This is a genomic window from Patulibacter sp. SYSU D01012 (assembly GCF_017916475.1).
In the GTDB taxonomy this organism is placed as follows: Bacteria; Actinomycetota; Thermoleophilia; order Solirubrobacterales; family Solirubrobacteraceae; genus Patulibacter.
On record NZ_JAFMTB010000002.1, the window covers coordinates 1,099,043 to 1,117,250 of the forward strand.

General features: G+C 75.5%; 14 protein-coding genes. 5 read left to right on the forward strand and 9 right to left on the reverse strand.

Features of this window, described 5'->3' with window-relative positions:
- Positions 1–46 precede the first annotated feature (46 nt).
- Together J3P29_RS14620 and J3P29_RS14625 are read left to right on the forward strand one after the other, a co-directional pair.
- Complete coding sequence (locus J3P29_RS14620) at positions 47–1,414, forward strand: glycine--tRNA ligase (RefSeq protein WP_210494408.1); 1,368 nt, start codon at positions 47–49, stop codon at positions 1,412–1,414.
- 54 nt (positions 1,415–1,468) lie between these two features.
- A complete protein-coding gene (locus J3P29_RS14625) occupies positions 1,469–2,134 on the forward strand; it encodes a class I SAM-dependent methyltransferase (protein ID WP_210494410.1) in 666 nt (221 codons plus the stop codon).
- Here the strand turns inward: J3P29_RS14625 and J3P29_RS14630 are convergent.
- The 5 genes from J3P29_RS14630 to J3P29_RS14650 all read right to left on the reverse strand — a co-directional run bounded on the left by J3P29_RS14630 (position 2,119) and on the right by J3P29_RS14650 (position 7,328).
- Entirely contained in the window at positions 2,119–2,727 is a 609-nt protein-coding gene (locus tag J3P29_RS14630; RefSeq protein ID WP_210494413.1) for a TetR/AcrR family transcriptional regulator, read from the reverse strand. The two genes, J3P29_RS14625 and J3P29_RS14630, sit on opposite strands and share 16 nt — an antisense overlap.
- Before the next feature lie 129 nt (positions 2,728–2,856).
- The gene (locus tag J3P29_RS14635; RefSeq protein WP_210494415.1) at positions 2,857–3,402 is read right to left on the reverse strand and encodes a hypothetical protein; all 546 of its coding nucleotides are present in this window, start codon (positions 3,400–3,402) and stop codon (positions 2,857–2,859) included.
- A gap of 65 nt (positions 3,403–3,467) precedes the next feature.
- Positions 3,468–5,960 (reverse strand): endopeptidase La, encoded by a 2,493-nt coding sequence (gene lon, locus J3P29_RS14640; protein WP_210494417.1) that lies wholly within the window; start codon positions 5,958–5,960, stop codon positions 3,468–3,470.
- Entirely contained in the window at positions 5,957–6,442 is a 486-nt protein-coding gene (locus tag J3P29_RS14645; RefSeq protein WP_210494419.1) for an Hsp20 family protein, read from the reverse strand. Before J3P29_RS14645 ends, lon begins: the two co-directional genes overlap by 4 nt.
- 88 nt (positions 6,443–6,530) lie before the next feature.
- Positions 6,531–7,328, reverse strand: a complete 798-nt coding sequence (locus J3P29_RS14650) for an MBL fold metallo-hydrolase (protein WP_210494422.1) — start codon at positions 7,326–7,328, stop codon at positions 6,531–6,533.
- A 140-nt stretch (positions 7,329–7,468) separates the two neighbouring features.
- Between J3P29_RS14650 and J3P29_RS14655 the strand changes: the two genes are divergently transcribed.
- Positions 7,469–10,186: a LuxR family transcriptional regulator gene (locus tag J3P29_RS14655; protein ID WP_210494425.1), complete on the forward strand. Its 2,718-nt coding sequence runs from the start codon at positions 7,469–7,471 to the stop codon at positions 10,184–10,186.
- Here the strand turns inward: J3P29_RS14655 and J3P29_RS14660 are convergent.
- The 4 genes from J3P29_RS14660 to J3P29_RS14675 all read right to left on the reverse strand — a co-directional run bounded on the left by J3P29_RS14660 (position 10,167) and on the right by J3P29_RS14675 (position 16,338).
- Positions 10,167–12,167, reverse strand: coding sequence for a kelch repeat-containing protein (locus tag J3P29_RS14660; RefSeq protein ID WP_210494427.1), 2,001 nt, complete (start codon positions 12,165–12,167; stop codon positions 10,167–10,169). The two genes, J3P29_RS14655 and J3P29_RS14660, sit on opposite strands and share 20 nt — an antisense overlap.
- A gap of 185 nt (positions 12,168–12,352) precedes the next feature.
- Entirely contained in the window at positions 12,353–14,578 is a 2,226-nt protein-coding gene (locus tag J3P29_RS14665) for a 3-hydroxyacyl-CoA dehydrogenase NAD-binding domain-containing protein (RefSeq protein WP_210494429.1), read from the reverse strand.
- Between the two features lie 31 nt (positions 14,579–14,609).
- Entirely contained in the window at positions 14,610–15,827 is a 1,218-nt protein-coding gene (locus J3P29_RS14670; RefSeq protein WP_210494432.1) for an acetyl-CoA C-acetyltransferase, read from the reverse strand.
- Between the two features lie 253 nt (positions 15,828–16,080).
- Positions 16,081–16,338, reverse strand: coding sequence for a hypothetical protein (locus tag J3P29_RS14675; RefSeq protein WP_210495126.1), 258 nt, complete (start codon positions 16,336–16,338; stop codon positions 16,081–16,083).
- Between the two features lie 433 nt (positions 16,339–16,771).
- Between J3P29_RS14675 and J3P29_RS14680 the strand changes: the two genes are divergently transcribed.
- Both J3P29_RS14680 and J3P29_RS14685 read left to right on the forward strand, forming a co-directional pair.
- On the forward strand, positions 16,772–17,692 hold the full coding sequence (locus J3P29_RS14680) for an NAD(P)H-binding protein (RefSeq protein WP_210494434.1): 921 nt from the start codon (positions 16,772–16,774) through the stop codon (positions 17,690–17,692).
- Positions 17,693–17,727: 35 nt separating this feature from the next.
- Positions 17,728–18,189: an SRPBCC family protein gene (locus tag J3P29_RS14685; protein ID WP_210494436.1), complete on the forward strand. Its 462-nt coding sequence runs from the start codon at positions 17,728–17,730 to the stop codon at positions 18,187–18,189.
- The last annotated feature ends 19 nt before the right edge of the window (positions 18,190–18,208 follow it).

The following is an 18,208-nucleotide window of genomic DNA, read 5'->3' on the forward strand; positions in this document are numbered from 1 at the left end:
CGCGCCTGCGCCCCGACGCCACCGGCGAGTCCGTACCCTCCTGCGCATGGCCTCCGACGTCGTGACCATGGACAAGATCGTCGCCCTCTGCAAGCGGCGCGGATTCGTGTTCCCCGCCTCGGAGATCTACGGCGGCATCGCGAACACGTACGACTACGGCCACTACGGCGTCCTGCTCGTGCAGAACGTGAAGAACGAGTGGTGGAAGGCGATGCTCCAGGACCGCGACGACATCGTCGCCCTGGACTCCGCGATCATCCAGCACCCCTCGGTCTGGAAGTCGTCGGGCCACCTCGACGGCTTCTCCGACCCGCTCGTGCAGTGCCTGGGCAAGTGCAAGAAGCGCTTCCGCCTGGACCACCTGCAGGAGGCCGCGGTCGAGGCCGGCGAGGACCCCGCGCAGGTGCGCTGCCCCGTCTGCGGCGGCGAGCTGTCCGAGCCGCGCGAGTTCAACCTCATGTTCAAGACGCAGATCGGCACGGTGGAGGACACCGCGTCGACCGTCTACCTGCGGCCCGAGACCGCGCAGGGCATCTTCGTGGACTTCAAGCAGGTCCTGGCGATCGCGCGCAAGAAGCCGCCGTTCGGCATCGCGCAGATCGGCAAGTCGTTCCGCAACGAGATCACCCCCGGCAACTTCATCTTCCGCACGCTCGAGTTCGAGCAGATGGAGATGGAGTTCTTCCACCCGCCGGCCGAGTCCACGGAGTGGTACGAGCACTGGAAGGCCGCGCGCTTCGGCTGGTACCGCACGCTCGGCATCCGCGAGTCGCACCTGCGCCTGCGCGACCACGAGCAGGACGAGCTCTCCCACTACTCCTCGCGCACCGTCGACGTGGAGTACCTGTTCCCCATCGGCTGGTCCGAGCTGGAGGGCGTGGCGGACCGCGGCAGCTTCGACCTGACGCAGCACGCCCAGGGCGCCAAGACGAAGATCGAGGTGTACGACGAGGCGACGAAGGAGCGCTACGTCCCGCACGTCATCGAGCCCGCCGCCGGCGTCGGCCGCGCGACGCTGGCCTTCCTCGTCGACGCGTACGACGAGGAGGAGGTCGAGGGCGACGTCCGCACCGTCCTGCGCCTGCACCCGCGCCTGGCGCCCGTCAAGGTCGCCGTCTTCCCGCTCGTGAAGAAGGACGGCCAGCCCGAGCTGGCGCAGGAGGTCCGCGACCTGCTGCGCGCCGTCGGCCAGACCGAGTACGACGAGTCGGGGGCGATCGGCAAGCGCTACCGCCGCCAGGACGAGATCGGCACCCCCTGGTGCGTGACGATCGACCACCAGACGCTCGAGGACCGCACCGTCACCGTGCGCGACCGCGACAGCCTGGAGCAGACGCGCGTGGCCATCGACGACCTCGTCGCCCTCTTCGCCGGCCGCCTCGCCCAGCCCTGGACCTCGCCGAAGGGCGAGTAGCCGGCCCGCGGCGCGGCGCCCCGCGCCGCGCCACCGCCGCTCGGCGCCTCTCACATGTCGACCGTCGACCACCCCCGCTTCTCCGCCGTCTGGTCGTGGCTCATGCGGCGGGAGCCGGCGGCGCTCGCCCACGGTCGCCGACTCCTGCTGGACGGCGCCCGCGGGCGGGTGCTCGAGGTCGGGGCGGGCACCGGGGCGAACTTCGCGCACTACGGCGCCGGCGTGACCGAGGTCGTCGCGGTCGAGCCCGAGCCGTCGCTGCGCGCGCAGGCCGCGGCGGCCGCCGGGCGCGCGGCGGCCGGCGCCGGTCCGCGCATCACCGTCGCGGACGGCACGTTCGACGCGCTGCCGCCCGTCGCCCGCGGGCCGTTCGACGTCGTCGTCTGCTCGCTCGTCCTCTGCACCGTCCCGGACCTGGACAGCGCCCTGCGCACGGCCCACGCCGCGCTGCGCCCGGGCGGCGAGCTGCGCTACTACGAGCACGTGGCGGCGGACGGCCCGCTCGGCGCGCTGCAGCGGGCGGTCGACGCGACGTTCTGGCCCCGCGCGTTCGGCGGTTGCCACACGCACCGCGACACCGTCGGCGCGATCGAGCGGGCCGGCTTCGCCCGGGTGCGCCACCGCGACGTCCGCGCGGTGCCGGCGTGGGTGCCGCTCCCCGTCGCGCCGATGGCGCTCGGCGTCGCCCGTCGACCCGACGCCGCTCAGAGGTCGCGGTAGAGCCCGCGCGCGGCGGTCGCCGCCACCTCGATCGCGGCGTCCATGTCGCGCGAGGGGTCGGCGAGCAGGCGCAGCGCCATCCCGTAGCCGAACCCGAGCATGACGTCCGCGACGGTCTCGGGGTCCGCCACGAGCTCGAGGACGCCCTCGGCCTGCAGCTGCTTGCTGCGGGCGGCGATGGCGTCCGTCATCCCCTGCATCACCGACGCGAGCTCGTCCGCGATCTCGGGCGTGCGCTGCGCGAGCGTGTAGAGCTCGAGCAGCATGGTCACGAACTCCGGCTCGTGCTTGACCGTCGCCTGCAGCGAGCGCACCCACTGACCCACGAGCTCGTCGGCGGTGCGGGCCTTCTCGAGCTGCGCGGCCATCGCGGCGAAGCGCACCTCGGAGTCGCGCTTGGCGACCTCGACGAGCAGGCGCTCCTTCGAGCCGAAGTAGTAGTGCAGCAGGCCGCGCGAGACGCCGGCCTCGCGCGCCACGTGGTCGAACGTCGACCCCGCCACGCCGCGCCGCGCGACGCTCGTGCGCATCGCGTCCACGATGCGCAGCGCCTTGTCGGTCGCCAGCTGCCGCTTCGTGCCTTCGGTCGCCACGCGGGAGAGGATACCTGGCTGGCCAGCCAGCCGAGGAGCGGCGTCCCGCGGCCGGCCCGAACGCGGTCCGGCGCCCACGTGGGCGCCGGACCGGACGGGTGGGGCGCGCCGCCGGGGCGGCGCGCCGGATCAGCTGCCGGTGACCGGCGAGCTGGCGGTGCTGGACACCGCGCCGTTGCCGTTCTGCGACACCGTCGAGGACGTCGAGCCCACGGAGTAGTCGAGCTCCTCCTCCGGGCCGAAGACGAGGTCGAGCGCCTTCGAGCGCAGCGCGGGGACCGTGGCGACGGCCGTGCCGGCGCCGACGATGGCGAGGAGGAAGAGGCGGAGCTTGCCCTTCTTCTTCTTCGGGCCGGCGAGCTGCGACTTGGCGTCGAGCAGCGCGCTCGTGGCCTCGCGGACCTCGCTGTGGACCTTCTTGTCCTGCAGCAGGGCCTGCGGGTTGGCCGCCACCCGGGCGTAGGCCTTCTTCGCGGCCTCCGCCAGATCGCGCAGGTCGTCGTGCAGGTCCTCGTTGTTGATGAGGTTGCGGACCGCGTCCTCACGGGCGGCGATCTGCTTCGCCGCCTTCTTCGAGACCTTCTTCGACGCGGCGGTCGAGGCCTTCGTGGCCGCCGCCAGCTTCGCCGCCGACTTGGCCTGCTTGCGCATCTGCTTCTTGGACTGCGTCTTCAACGCCATGGTCCTCCGTTCCGGGGTGATGAGGCCGAACGCCTGTGACCCTATCGTCACTGCGGCGCCTACCCCGCCCGCCCGGGGGGCAAACCGCCGAGCGCGGCCTCGAGCACGTCCTCCACGCGGTCGACCCAGACGAACGCGATCCGCGAGCGGAGCGGCTCGGGAACGTCCTCCGCGTCGCGCTCGTTCTCGCGCGGGGCGATGACCGTCGTGACGCCGTTGCGCTGCGCGGCGAGCGCCTTCTCCTTCAGGCCGCCGATCGGCAGCACCTCGCCGGTCAGCGTGATCTCGCCGGTCATCGCCACCTCGGGGCGCACCTCGCGGCCGGACAGGAGGGAGACGAGCGCCGTCGCGACGGTGATGCCGGCGGACGGTCCGTCCTTCGGCGTCGCGCCCGCCGGGACGTGCACGTGCAGGTCGTGGGTGGCGAACCAGTCGTCCGGCACCTCGGGCGCCACGACGTGCAGGTGGCCGCGCACCCACGTGAGCGCCGCCTCGACCGACTCCTTCATCACGTCGCCGAGCTGGCCGGTGATCGTGACGGCCGGCGACCCGCCCATCCGCGGCATGCCCGCCGCCTCGACGAACAGCACGTCGCCGCCGACGGGCGTCCACGCCAGGCCGGTCGCCACGCCCGGGCTGCGGGTGCGCTTGCGCAGCTGCTGGGAGCTGCCGGCGAACGGTCCCCGGCCCAGCAGCTCCTCGACCCGCGCCTTCGAGATCGTCACGCGCCGGGGTCGCGGCCGCTCCTCCGGCGCGTCGCCGGCGTCGGCCTCGGGGTCCGTGGCCGCGGCCTCCTCGCCCTCGACGATCTCGCGCGCGAGCTTGCGGATCACCCGGCCGATCTCGCGCTCCAGGTTGCGCACGCCCGCCTCGCGCGTGTAGTCGTCGATCAGCGCGCGCAGGGCCGGCGCGCCGAAGCCGACCGCCGAGCGGCGCAGGCCGTGGCGGTCGAGCTGCCGCGGCACGAGGTACCGCTTGGCGATCTCGAGCTTCTCCTGCGCGGTGTAGCCGGCCAGCCGGATGACCTCCATGCGGTCGCGCAGCGGTCCCGGGATCGTGTCGAGCGTGTTCGCCGTCGTGATGAACATGACCCGGGACAGGTCGAACGGCACGTCGAGGTAGTGGTCGCGGAACGTCGCGTTCTGCTCGGGGTCGAGGACCTCGAGCAGCGCCGACTCCGGGCCGCCGCCCGGGCCCATCGACCCGAGCTTGTCGATCTCGTCGACCATCAGCAGCGGGTTGCTGGACCCGGCGTCGCGCAGGGCGCGGATGATCGTGCCGGGCATGGCCCCGATGTACGTGCGGCGGTGGCCGCGGATCTCGGCCTCGTCGCGCACGCCGCCCGCGGAGATGCGCTCGAACTTGCGGCCCATCGCGCGCGCGATCGAGCGGCCGAGCGACGTCTTCCCCACGCCGGGCGGCCCGACGAGGCACAGGATCGATCCCCGCGCGTCCGGCTTGAGCTGGCGGACCGCGAGGAACTCGAGGATCCGGTCCTTGACGTCCTCGAGGCCGTGGTGGTCCTCGTCGAGGACGCGGCGGGCGTGCGCCAGCTGGAGCTGGTCCCGCGTGCGGTCGTTCCACGGCAGCGAGACGATCCACTCCAGGTAGGTGCGGATCACCCCGTGCTCGGCCGAGGACTGCGGCAGCGCCTCGAGCCGGTGCAGCTCGCGGTCGGTCTGCTCGGCGACGGTGTCGGGCAGGTCGAGCGCGTCGAGCTGGTCGCGCAGCTCGGCGAGCTCGGCCTCGAGCGGGTCGCTCTCCCCCAGCTCCTCCTGGATCGCCTTGAGCTGCTGGCGCAGGACGTACTCGCGCTGGCCCTTGTCCAGCTCGGACTGCACCTGCGACTGGATCTCGGTGCCGATCGAGATGACCTCGAGCTCGCGCGCCAGGATGCCCATCAGCCGGCGCAGCCGCGCCTTGACGTCGACCTCCTCCAGCAGCTCCTGCTTCTGGTCCGTCGGGATCCGCAGCGATCCCGCGATGAGGTGGCTGAGCGCGACGGGATCCTCGATGTTGGCGACCGCCAGCTGCAGCTCCTCCGGCAGGTACGGGACGGCCTCGACGATGCGCGAGAACGTCTCCTGCACGCTGCGCTGGAGCGCGGCCAGCTCGGGGCTGGCCGCCGCGTCGCCCTCGACGACGTCCGGCAGGTCCTCCGTCCGGGCGACGAGGTAGGGCTCCTCCTGCGTGAACTCCTGGATCCGCACGCGCTGCGTGCCCTGGACGAGCAGCCGCAGCGTGCCGTCCGGGACCTTCAGCATGCGCACGACCTGCCCGAGGACGCCGGTCCGGTGCACCCCGTCGGGCCCGGGCGTCTCGACCTCGGCGTCGCGCGACGCCGCGAGGACGAGCCGTCGGTCGCCCGCGAGCACGTCCTCGACCAGGCGCACGGAGCGCTCCTGGCCGACCGCGAGCGGGATCATCGTGTCGGGCACCGGCACGACGTCGCGCAGCGGCAGGACCGGCAGCGGCCCGCGCTCGGCGGGCTCGCCCGTGCCGCCCACGGCGACGTCCTGCGGGCCGGACTCGTCGGCGACGATGTCGATCACGCGGCGTCCCCGTCCGTGGGGGCGGCGACGTCGATGGGGACCGTGCGGCGCCCCTGCTCCGGCTCGCGCAGGGGCAGCTCGACGCGCAGGATGCCGTCGCGATACGTCGCGCGCGCCGCGTCGGCGACGACGTCGGCCCCGAGCTGGACGACGCGCCGGAACGGCCCCGTCCCGATCTCGACCTGCTGGTACGTCCGGCCCTCGGACTCGCCGGCCGGCCGGTCGCCCGCGATCACGAGCTCGCGGCCGCGGATCTCCAGCCCCACGCGGCGCACGTCGACCCCGGCCAGGTCGGCGTGCACGACGGCGCACGCGCCGTCCGCGCCCTCCGGCGTCTCGTAGAAGACGTCGACGGCCGGCTCGAAGCCGGAGCGCCGCAGGCGGCCGCCCAGGCCGCGGTCGAGCACGCCGCCGAACAGCTCGTCCATCTCGCGGCGCATCCGCTCGAAGTTGGCGAACAGGTCGCCCTCGCGTGCACGCATGGCTCGAATCTACCCCGCGCGTGCCGGGAGGACACGGCGGGAGGACGTTCGCGCGGGTCGGGAGGGGGCGCCGCGCGGCGCCCGACGCTCACAGCTCGAAGACGTCCTCGGCCGCGCCGAGCTGGACGGGGACGTCCCCCGCCGCCTCGACGGCGTGCTGCAGCGCGACCTCGCGGTCCTCCTCGTCCGAGATGTGGACGAGGACGGCGCGGCCGACGCCGGCGCGGCGGGCGTGGTCGGCGGCCTCGGCGGCCGTCAGGTGTCCGCGCGGGCCCGCGCGCTCCGGCCGCGGCAGCGTGGCCTCGGCGAAGAACAGGTCGGCGCCGCGGGCGAAGTCGACGAGGTCGTCGTTCGGCGCGCAGTCCGAGCCGTAGACGAAGCGGCCCCCGGTGACGGTCGAGCGGATCTCGATCGCGTAGGCGGGCACGAAGTGCGGGACCGCCCGAAAGCGCAGCTCGAGCGGTCCGAGGGTCAGGGTGGCGTCGGGGTCGTACTCGCTCGACGCGAAGGCGCGCTCCGTCAGGTCGGGCATCCCCCACGCGGTCATGACCGTGCGCATGACCTTCTCGCCGCCGGGTGGCAGGTGCAGCTGGGGCCGGGCGGGCGTGTCGGTGCCCGGCCACGGCGGCACCGGGACGGGCTGCTGGCGGGGCGCGAAGACGAGCGCGTAGCTGAACGGGACCAGGTCGAGCGTGTGGTCCGCGTGGCAGTGCGAGATGACGCAGGCGTCGAGGTCGGCGTAGTCCAGGTGCTTGCGCAGCTTGCCGAAGACGCCGTTGCCGCAGTCCACGAGCAGGCGGAAGTCGCCCTCCTCGACGAGGTAGCCGCTGCAGGCGCCGTCGACGTCCTGCCACGCCGGCGACTTGCCCAGGATCCTCACCCGCACATGGCCCCCCTCCCCACGATCGGCACAGTCTAGGGCCGGGCGTGGCGGCGCGCACCGCGCGTGGCGCGCGGGCACCGTCCGCGCGCCGGCGGTGCGGCGCGCTGCGCGGCTCGCGGCCGACGCCCGGTCATACTGGCGGCGTGTGGGCGCGCGCCTCAGCCATCGTCGGGCGGCTCCCCGAGCGGGCCGCGGGCGGCGAGCTGCTCGACGCGCTCGCGGCCGGCCGCGGCGGCTGCCTCGTGCTCGAGGGCCCGGCGGGCGTGGGCAAGACCCGGCTGCTCGACGCGCTCTGCGCCGACGCCGAGGCCCGCGGCCTGCGGGTGACGCGCGCGACCGCCCACGAGCGGGACGGCGCGCTGTCCCTCGCCGGCCGGATCGCGCCCGCGCTCGGCTGGCCGCTGGCGTCCGCGGGCGCCGGCACCCCGGCGCTCCTGGCCGGCCCGCCGGCGGATCTGGCCGACCGGCCCCCGACCGTGGTGGCCGTCGACGACGCGCATTGGGCGGACGACGCGTCGCTCCGGACGCTCGCACCGCTCGCCGAGGCCACCGGTCGGCACGCGATCGCCCTCGTGCTCACCGCACGGCCGCACGCCGCCGACGACCCCGCGGGCGACGCGCTCGCAGACCTGCTGCAGGCCGCGCGACCGGTCCGGCGGCTGACGGTCGGCGGCCTCGACGAAGCAGACGTGGCGCAGGTCGTGCGGGCCGCGCTCCCGGGCCCCGTCCCCGACGAGCTCGCGCGCCGCTGCCACCACGCCACGGCCGGGAACCCCCTGCTCCTCGGGCTGCTCCTCGCCGAGCTCGCCCGCGGGGGCCGGCCCGACCCGGACACGATCGCGGTGCCGGACGTGGCGCGCTTCGTCGGCCGCGAGCTGCGCCGCCTGACGGCGGGCGCCCGAGCGGTCGCGCTCGCGCTCGCCGTGCTCGGGCCCTGCCCGGCACCGGGCGTGCTCCGCGCCGTCGCCGGCCCGGCCGCCGCGCCGCTCGACGCGGCCGTCGCCGCGCTCGCCGCGTCCGGGCTGGTGGCCGTCGATCCCGGACCGCGATTCGTGCATCCGCTCGTGGAGCGCGCCGTCCTCGACGCCGTCCCGGCGGCCGCCCGCGCCGCGGCACACGGGGCCGCCGCCGAGGCGTTGGCGCGCCGCGGGGCCCCCGCCGACGTGGTCGCCGCCCACCGGCTGCGCACGGTCCCCGCCGGGCGTGCCGACGTCGTCACCGCGCTGCGGGCCGGCGCCGCTCGCGCGCTGGCCGCCGGCGAGGCCAGCGCCGCCGAGGCGCTGCTGCTCCGCGCGCTCGACGAGCCGCCGACCGCCGACGACCGGCCGGGGATCCTGCACGAGCTGGCGGTCGCGGGCGTCCAGGCGGGCGGCGAGGGCGGCCTCGACCGGTTCGCGGTGGCGGCCGACGCCCAGCCCGACGCGGCGAGCCGCGCACGGGTCGGGCTGGACCACGCGTCGGCGCTCATCGAGCTGGGCCGCCCGGTCGAGGCGCTGGGGCTGCTCGACGCGGTCCTCGCCGCGGGCGACGCGCTCCCGACGGCGGTCGGCCGGCGCGTCCACGCGCGGCGGGCGCTCGTGGCGGTCGACCTGCGCCTGGCGGAGCGGGTGGTGCCGTCGGTGCTGCAGGCGGCGCAGGGCGTGCGGGTGTCGGACGACGCCTCGCGCGAGCTGTTGGCGGTCCGCGCGTACTTCGAGGTGCTCGGCGGACGCCCCGACGTCGCGGTGGCGACCGCCGCGTCGGCGTTCGCTCCGGCCGAGGCGACCACGGAGATGCCGGGCCTGCTCATGGGGCTCGGGGTCCTCACGCTGGCGGCCGGCGAGCGCTTCGCCGCCGCCGACCGCGTCGTGGAGCACCACGCGGCGATCGCCCGGCTGCGGGGCGACCGCTCCCGCCGCGCCACGGCCGCGGCGGCACGCGGGCTGCTCGAGCTCCGGCGCGGGGCCCTGCTGCCCGCCGAGGCGGCCCTGCGCGTCGCGGTGGAGCAGACGCCGCGGGCGAACCGCCTGGGCCGGGCGCTGGCGGCGGCGTTCCTCGTGCGCGCGCTCACCCTCCGCGGCCGTCACGAGGACGCAGCGGCGGTCCTGCACGACCACCGCGACCTGGCGGACGGCTCCAGCGCGGGGCACGGCCTGGCGCTCGCGGCGGCGGGGCTCGCGCTGGCGACCGGCGACGCCGCGGGCGGGATCGCGCAGATGGAGGCCGTCCGCCGGGCCGGGCTGCGCGCGTCGCCGGTGGTCTCGAGCGACCGCGAGCTGGCGCTCGCCTACGCGGCGGCCGGGCGGCACGCCGAGGCCCACGAGGCCGCGGCTCGCCTGCGCGCCGAGGCCGACCTGCTGCCGGCCGCGCGGGGCGGCCGGGGCGACGCGCTCGCCGTCGCGGCCGTCGTCGGCGACGCGGCGGCCCGCGAGGAGCGCCTGCGGGCCGCGCTCGAGCTGCTGCGGGAAAGCGCGCTGCATCTCGAGCTCGCCACCGCGGCCGGGCGCCTGGGCGGCCATCTCCGGCGCCAGGGCCGACGGGTCGACGCGCGCGTCCTCCTCGGCGAGGCGCTCACGCTCGCCGAGGCGTGCGGGGCCGCTCCCCTGTGCGCCGACCTCGAGGCCGAGCTGGCCGCGACGGGCGTCGCCCGCACGCCCGGGGCGCCGGGGGCGCCGACGCTCACGCCCAGCGAGCGGCGCATCGCGGCCCTCGCAGCGCGCGGGCGCAGCAACGTCGAGATCGCCGGCGAGCTGTTCCTCTCCCGCAAGACCGTCGAGATGCACCTGACCGCCGTCTACCGCAAGCTCGGGATCGGCTCGCGCCACGAGCTCGCGGCCGCGCTGGGCGACGCCGACCCCGCCCTCAGCGCGCCCGGATCGTGAAGCGCCCCTCCATGGTCGTCCGGGCGTGCCGCCCGCGGTCGATCGTCACGCGCACGCGGTAGGCGCCCGGACGCGCCGTCGCGCCCGCCGGCAAGGGCACCCGCCGCGCGCCGCCGCGGATCGTCCGCGCGACCCGGGCGAGCGCCCGTCCGTCCCGGGTCACGACGACGCGGACGCGGCGCGCCTTCCGGTCGGCCGGGACCGTGACGAAGCACGCCACGGGGTAGCGGCCGGCGCCGCGCCGCGGGCGGCAGCGGTAGACGCCCGAAGCGCCGCGGGGCCCCCGCAGGCCGACGGGGCCCGCCGGGCCGCGCGGGCCGGTGGCTCCCGCGGGGCCGGGCGCACCGACCGGACCGGGCGATCCGGCCGGTCCCGGGATCCCCGGATCGCCGGCCGGCCCGCGCATCCCGACCGCGCCCGGACGGCCGTCCGCCCCGTCCGATCCGGCCGGCCCCGCGGGACCCGCGGGACCCGGCGACCCCGGAGCGCCGTCGCCGGGCGCCGGCAGGCCGGTCCCCGAGAGCGCGATGGCGTCCGCGTCGGTGTTGTCGTCGAGCGCGATCGCCGCGGTCCGCTCGCCCAGCGCGGTCGGGCGGAACCGCACGGCGACGGTGCACGTCGCCCCGGCGGGCACCGCCCGTCCGCGGCAGTCGTCGTCGACGAGCGAGAAGTCGTCGGCGTCCGCCCCCACGACCGTGGCGCCGTCGACGCGCAGCGGGACCGCGCCGGTGTTGCGGACCGGGACGTGGACCGTGGCGCTCCGACGTCCGACGGTCTGGTCGCCGAGCTCCTGCCGCACGGCCGTCCGCGTGGTCGCGGGCACGAAGAGCTCGGTGGACGCGTCCATGCCGACGGCGCGGACCTGCGCGTCCGGTCCCGGGAGGAGCCGCAGCCAGCGGCGCCCCGACGCCAGCGGTCCGGCGGTCGTCCACGTGCCGCGCTCGGGGTCGTAGATCTCGCTGGTGCTCGTCCCCGCCGTCCCGTCCGAGCCGCCCGTCACGAGCACGCGGCCGTCGGCGAGCAGCGCGATCCCCGCGTTCGCGCGGGGCACCGTCAGGTCGCTCGTCCGGTACCAGAACGAGTCCGCCGGGTCGTAGATCTCGGCGGCAGCGGAGGGTCCGTCGGCGGCACGGCCCCCCACGACGAGGACACGCCCGTCGCGCAGGGCCACGGCCGACGCACCCCACCGGGCGGTGGGCATGGCGCCCGCGGGCCGCCACGCGGCGCTCCGGGGATCCCAGCGCTCGGCGCTGGCGAGGAGCTGGTGGCTGTCGTACCCGCCGACGAGCAGCGCCGAGCCGTCGGGCAGGACGGTCATCGTGGCCCGGCGGCGCCCCGTCGCCAGGTCGCCGGCGGACGTCCACGAGCCCCGGGCGCCGTCGACGGGGTCGTACACGTGCGTGCCGCGGGGGTAGTACTCCGCGGTGCCCTGGTGGATCCCCGCCGCGACGAGGACGCGGCCGTCCGGCAGCGCCGCGGCGTTGCCGTAATCGGCCGCGTCGAGCACGTCGCCCGCCGGGGTCCACTCGCCGCTGCTGGCCGAGAAGACCAGGGTGCCGAGGGCCGTGACGCCGTCCTCGTGCCCGCCGACGACGAGCACGCGCCCGCCCGGGAGCGGCGCGGACGCCGCCCCCAGCCGCGGGCCCGGCAGCGGCGACGTGGCGACCCACTCGTCCGCCGCGGCGTCGTAGCGCTCGACCGACGTCGTGAGGCCGCTTCCCACGGGGCTGCTTCCGTCCTCGACGACGCCGCCCGCGACGAGCACGTCGCCGCCCCCGAGCGGCTCGACGATCGCCGCCTCGCGGGCCAGCGACATCGCGGCGCCCGCCGACCAGCGGTCCCCGCCGGCGGTCGCGCTCCCGGTGGCGAGGAGCGAGACGGCGGCGGCGAGCGCCAGCACGCGCGCGGCCCGGCGGCGGACGCGTGGTGGCCCGGCGGATGGACGGGCGGGAGCGGGCGCGGGACGCGTCGGTGGCAGCACCGGGCGACCCTACGGCGGGCCGTCCGCGCGCCGCTACGGGGAGCACCCTGGGGTGGGCCGGGGCGGCCGTTGGCGCGGTCGCCCCCGGACGACGACGGGGCGCCCGCTGGGCGCCCCGTGGCGGTCCGCCGCGTCGTCCGCGGCGGCACATGGCCCGGCACGCCTGGGCGTGCCGGGGCGGTGGATCAGGCCTTCGCCAGGACCGCGTCGTCGGTGTAGGTGCCGCCGCGCTCGGCGAGCTCGACGAGCGACGCCGGGGGCGTGAACCGCTCGCCGTACTTCTCGGCCAGCTCGCGGGCGCGGGCGACGAAGCCGGCGGGACCGGTCGTCTCGTCCGCCGGCTTGTCGGGGCCGCCGCCCTGGTAGCCGTTGATGTACTGCAGCACGCCGCCCGTCCAGGCCGGGAAGCCGATGCCCATGATCGAGCCGATGTTGGCGTCCGAGACCGTCTCGAGGACGCCCTCGTCCAGGCACTTCACCGTCTCGATGGCCTCGACGAAGAGCATGCGCTCCTTCAGGTCCTCGAACGGGATGCTGGTGTTGTCGCCGCCGAACGCGTCCTTCAGGCCCGGCCACAGGCCGGTCCGCTTGCCGGACTCGTCGTACTCGTAGAAGCCGGCGCCGGCGGCGCGGGACGGGCGCTTCAGCTCGTCGACCATGCGGTCGATGACCGTGAACGCCGGCGCGTCCGGGAACGTGCCGCCCTCGGCCTCGACGGCCGCCTTCGACGCGTTGCGGATCTTCTGCATCAGCGTCATGGTCAGCTCGTCCGTGAGCTGCAGGACCGGTGCGGGGTAGCCGGCCTGCGCCGACGCCTGCTCGATCGAGGCCGCCGGGACGCCCTCGGCGAGCATCGCGATGCCCTCGTTCGTGAACGTGCCGATGACGCGGCTGGTGAAGAACCCGCGCGAGTCGTTGACGACGATCGGCGTCTTCTTGATCTGCTTGGCCAGGTCGAGCGCGCGCGAGAGCGTGTCGTCCGTCGTCTTCTCGCCCTTGATGATCTCGAGCAGCGGCATCTTGTCCACCGGCGAGAAGAAGTGCAGGCCGATGAAGTCCGCGGGGCGGGAGACGCCCTCGGCGAGGCCGGTGATCGGCAGCGTCGAGGTGTTCGAGCCCAGCAGCGCGTCGGGGGCCAGGTGCGGCTCGATCTCGGCGAAGACCTGCGCCTTGACCTTCGGGTCCTCGAACACGGCCTCGATGACGAGGTCGGCGCCGGCGGCGGCCGCCGGGTCGTCGGTCGCGGTGATGCGGCCCAGCAGCGCCTCGGCCTGCTCCTGCGTGGAGCGGCCCTTGGCGACGGCCTTCTCGACGAGCTTCTGCGAGTAGCCCTTGCCCTTGTCGGCGGCGGCCTGCGAGACGTCCTTCAGGACGACCTCGATGCCGGCCTTCGCGCACACGTAGGCGATGGCGGCGCCCATCATGCCGGCGCCGAGCACGACGACCTTGCTCGCCTTCCACGGCTCGCGGTCCTTGTCGCGCCCGCGGCTGCCGTTCACGGCCTGCAGGTCGAAGAAGAACGCCTGGATCATGTTCTTCGCGACCTGGCCCGTCACGAGGCTCAGGAAGTACCGGCCCTCGATCTCGATGGCCGTGTCGAAGTCGACCTGGGCGCCCTCGACGGCGGCCGACATGATCGCCACGGGGGCGGGCATGTTGGCGCCCTTGAGCTGCTTGCGCAGGTTGGCGGGGAACGCCGGCAGGTTCGCGGCGAGCTTCGGGTTGCTCGGGGTGCCGCCCGGGATCTTGTAGCCCTTGACGTCCCACGGCTGCACGGCCTCGGGGTTGGCCTGGATGAAGCGCTTCGCGGCGGGGATCAGGTCGTCGGCGCTGTCGACGAGCTCGGAGATCACGCCGACCTCGAGCGCCTTCTCCGGGCGCATGCGCTGGCCCTGGAGCAGGACCTTGAGCAGCGCGTCGGCGATGCCGAGCAGGCGCACGGTGCGGGTGACGCCGCCGCCGCCCGGCAGCAGGCCCAGGCCCACCTCGGGCAGCCCGAGCTGGATGCGCGGGTCGTTCACGACGACCCGGTGGTGCGTCGCCAGGGCGATCTCGAGGCCGCCGCCGAGGGCCGCGCCGTTGATCGCCGCGACGACCGGCTTGCCGAGCTGCTCCAGGCGGCGCAGGTCGCCCTTGACCTGGCGCAGGTGGCGCGAGACCTCGTCGGCGTTCTCCTTCTTCGCCTGCTTGAGGTCGTTCAGGTCGCCGCCGGCGAAGAACGTCTTCTTCGCCGAGGTGAGGATGACGCCCGTGATGGACTCCTTCTCGGCCTCGAGGCGGTCGACGGTCGCCGTCATGGACGCCGTGTAGGCGGCGTTCATGGTGTTGGCGGACTGGTTGGGGTCGTCCAGGATCAGGGTGACGATCCCGTCCGCGTCCTGCTCCCAGCGGATGGTGGTGCTCTCGCTCATCGTGTGGTCTCTCTCGAAGGGACGGACGGGGTCAGACGCGCTCGACGACGGTGGCGATGCCCATGCCGCCGCCGACGCACAGCGTCGCGAGGCCGTAGCGCTTGTCCCGGCGCTCGAGCTCGTCGATCAGCGAGCCGAGGATCATGCCGCCGGTCGCGCCGAGCGGGTGCCCCATGGCGATGGCGCCGCCGTTGACGTTCGTGATCTCGGGGTCGATGTCGAGGTCCTTGATCAGGCGCAGGGCGACGGCCGCGAACGCCTCGTTGATCTCGACGAGGTCCAGGTCGGACGCCTTCAGGCCGGCCTTCGCCAGGGCCTTCTTCGACGCCGGGCCGGGGGCCGTGAGCATGATGGTCGGGTCGGCGCCCGAGACGGCGGTGGCGAGGATGCGGGCGCGCGGGCGCATGCCGGCGGCCTCGCCGGTCTTCGCGTTGCCGATGGCCAGCAGCGACGCGCCGTCCACGATGCCCGACGAGTTGCCGGGGTGGTGGACGTGGTCGATCTTCTCGATCCAGTGGTACTTCTGGAGCGCGACGGCGTCGAAGCCGCCCATCTCGCCCATCATCGCGAAGGACGGCTTGAGCTTGGCCAGCGTCTCGACGGTCGTGCCGCGGCGGATGAACTCGTCACGGTCCAGGACGACCTGGTCGTTGAGGTCCTTGACGGGGACGACGGAGTTCTTGAAGTACCCGTTGTCCTCGGCGTTGGCGGCGCGCTCCTGGGAGCGGGCGGCGAACGCGTCGACCTCGTCGCGGGTGAAGCCCTCGACGGTGGCGATGAGGTCGGCGCCGATGCCCTGCGGGACGAACGACGTGTGGTAGTTCGTCTCGGGGTCCATCGCCCACGCGCCGCCGTCGGAGCCCATCGGCACGCGCGACATCGACTCGACGCCGCCGGCGAGGACGAGGTCCTCCCAGCCCGAGGCGACCTTCTGCGCGGCGATGTTCACGGCCTCCAGGCCGGAGGCGCAGAAGCGGTTGAGCTGGACGCCCGCGACGGTGTCCGGCAGGCCGGCCTTGATCGCCGCCGTCTTCGCGATGTCGGCGCCCTGGTCGCCCACGGGCGACACGCAGCCGAGCACGACGTCGTCGATGGTGTTCGGATCGAGCTGGGGATGACGCCCCAGGGTCTCGTGCATGAGGCCGACGACCAGGTCGACGGGCTTCGTGCCGTGCAGGGACCCGTTGCTCTTGCCCTTGCCGCGCGGGGTGCGGATGGCGTCGAAGACGAACGCTTCGGTGCTGCCCATGGTGAACTCCTGTGCTCGGTGCTGCCCGCGGGGGCCGGCCGGGAGGACCGTCCCGGTGCGCCCGGGACGGACGCACCCGCCGGCGGGGCCGGCGCGGGAGCGCGGATCTTAGCTGGCTGGCCAGCCGAATACGAGGCTGCGTACGGCCGTCCGACCGACGGTCGCAAAGCGGCCGCGCGGGAGGCTACCGCCCCGCCGGCCGTGACGGGCGGCACGGAGCGGCCGCCGGCGGCGGCCGCCCGGCAGCGCCGCCCTACGCGCGGTAGCGGCGGTGCTGCTCGTAGGCGTCGGGGAACGCGAACGGCGTCCCCGTCGCCCGCTCGGGGCGGAAGGCGAAGGCCATCTGCCGCGGCGGACGCAGCCCCTCGCGGTCGGGCCGGTACGTCGCGCACGGCTCGCTCCGGTCCAGCGCGCACAGGGTGTGGCGGCGGAAGAAGCAGCCGTCGCACGAGGGGGCGGCGGCCGCGGCAGCGGAGCGGGGTCGGGTGCGGGCGTCTGGCGCGAGGTTCACGAAGGGTTCCGGGCAGCGATCTCTGAAGGCGAGCAGGGGGATCCGGACCCCGGGACGACCGGGATCTGCGGACACGACGGGATGCGGCGACCGACGGACGCCGAGGGGCGTCGGCGACGGGCGGCCGAGGAGTCTGGTGGCGCCGGCGGGGCGACCCGCGGCACGAGGGGCATAGAACCACACGGACCGGGGCGCCGCGAGCCTTGTTCCCGCTAGTTGGTCACTTTTCGTTCACGACCCGTCGCCGGAACGCCGCAAATGGCGCAGATCTTCCACGGGCCGTGGACGGGCGGCCGAGCGGGCTCGTCCGATCGTCCGACGCGCCGCCGCGGAGGCCCCCGGCCGTGGTATCCGCGGGCCCGGCGCGCGACCCGCGGACGCGCGCGGGCCGGGGCGCCGGAGAGGCCGGCGGGGGTGCGCGATGATGGGCGGGATGCGCATCCTCGTCACCGGCGCCTCCGGCTTCGCGGGGTCCGCCCTGATCCCGCCGCTCCTGCGCGACGGCCACGAGGTGCGGGCGTTCGCCCGCGACCCCGCGCGCGTGCGGCACGACGTCCCGACGGTGCGCGGGGACGTGACGACCGGGGAGGGGCTGGCCGCCGCGCTCGACGGCGTCGACGTGGCCTACTACCTCGTGCACTCGATGGAGCACGCGCCGGACGGCAGCTCGTTCGCGGAGCGCGAGGCCCGCGCCGCGGAGCGCTTCGCCGACGCCGCGCGCGCCGCGCGGGTGCGGCGCCTCGTCTACCTGGGCGTGATGGTCGACGAGACCCGCGAGCTGTCCCCGCATCTGCGCAGCCGGCTCGCGGTCGAGCGGACGCTCCTCGACGCGGCGCCCGAGGCCGTCGGCCTGCGGGCGTCGATCGCCGTCGGGACGGGCTCGCGGTCGTTCCGCTTCCTCGTCCGGCTCGTCGAGCGCCTGCCCGTCCTGGCGCTCCCGCCGTGGCGGCACTTCCGCACGCAGCCCGTCGACGAGCGCGACCTGGTGGCGGCCCTGCGGGCGGCCGCGACCGCGCCGGCGCTCGACGGCGTGCGTCGGTCGCTCGACGTCGCGGGGCCGGACGTCCTGAGCTACGGGGAGATCCTCGAGCGCATCCGCGACCTGCTGATGCTCCCCCGGCCGACGATCCCGGTCCCCCTGAACAGCACGCCCATCTTCGGCCGCGTCGCCGCCGTGCTGGCGGGCGAGGACGCCGACCTGATCCTGCCGCTCATGGGCGGCCTGACCGGCGACCTGCTGGCCCGCGACGCCGCCTGGACCGCCGTGCTGGGCGTGCGCCCCCACGCCTTCGACCGGGCGGTCGAGCACGCCCTGCGCCGCTGGGAGGAGCAGGAGCCCCTGCGGGCCCGGTGAGCGGCGCCCCCGGCGTGGCGGGATAGGGTGGGCGCATGAGCGCCGTGCGGGTCAGCATCGACCTCCCCGCGCCCCCGGGCGAGGTGTGGGACGTGATCATGGACCCCCACCTGATGGAGCGATGGGTGACGATCCAGCGCGAGCTGACGGCCGCGGACGACGGCCCGCCGCGTGTGGGCTTCACGATGGCCCAGCGGTACGCCATCCGCGGCGCGCCGGTGAACGTGTCGTGGGTGCTCGAGTCGCTCGACCCGCCGCGCACCGCGATCTGGCGGGGCAAGGGGCCGGCCGGCGCGTCCGCCCTGATCGAGTACCACCTCGTCCCCGTGGCGGACGGCACCCGCACCCGCTTCGACTACGTCAACGACTTCGCGGCGCCGATGGGCCTGTTGGGGAAGGTGGCGTCGCGGGCGTTGATGGGTGGGACGCCGGAGCGCGAAGCCACCCAGTCCCTCGAGCGGCTGCGCGACCTGCTCGCGGCGCGCGCGAGCGCCTGATCCCCCACGTCCGGTCACG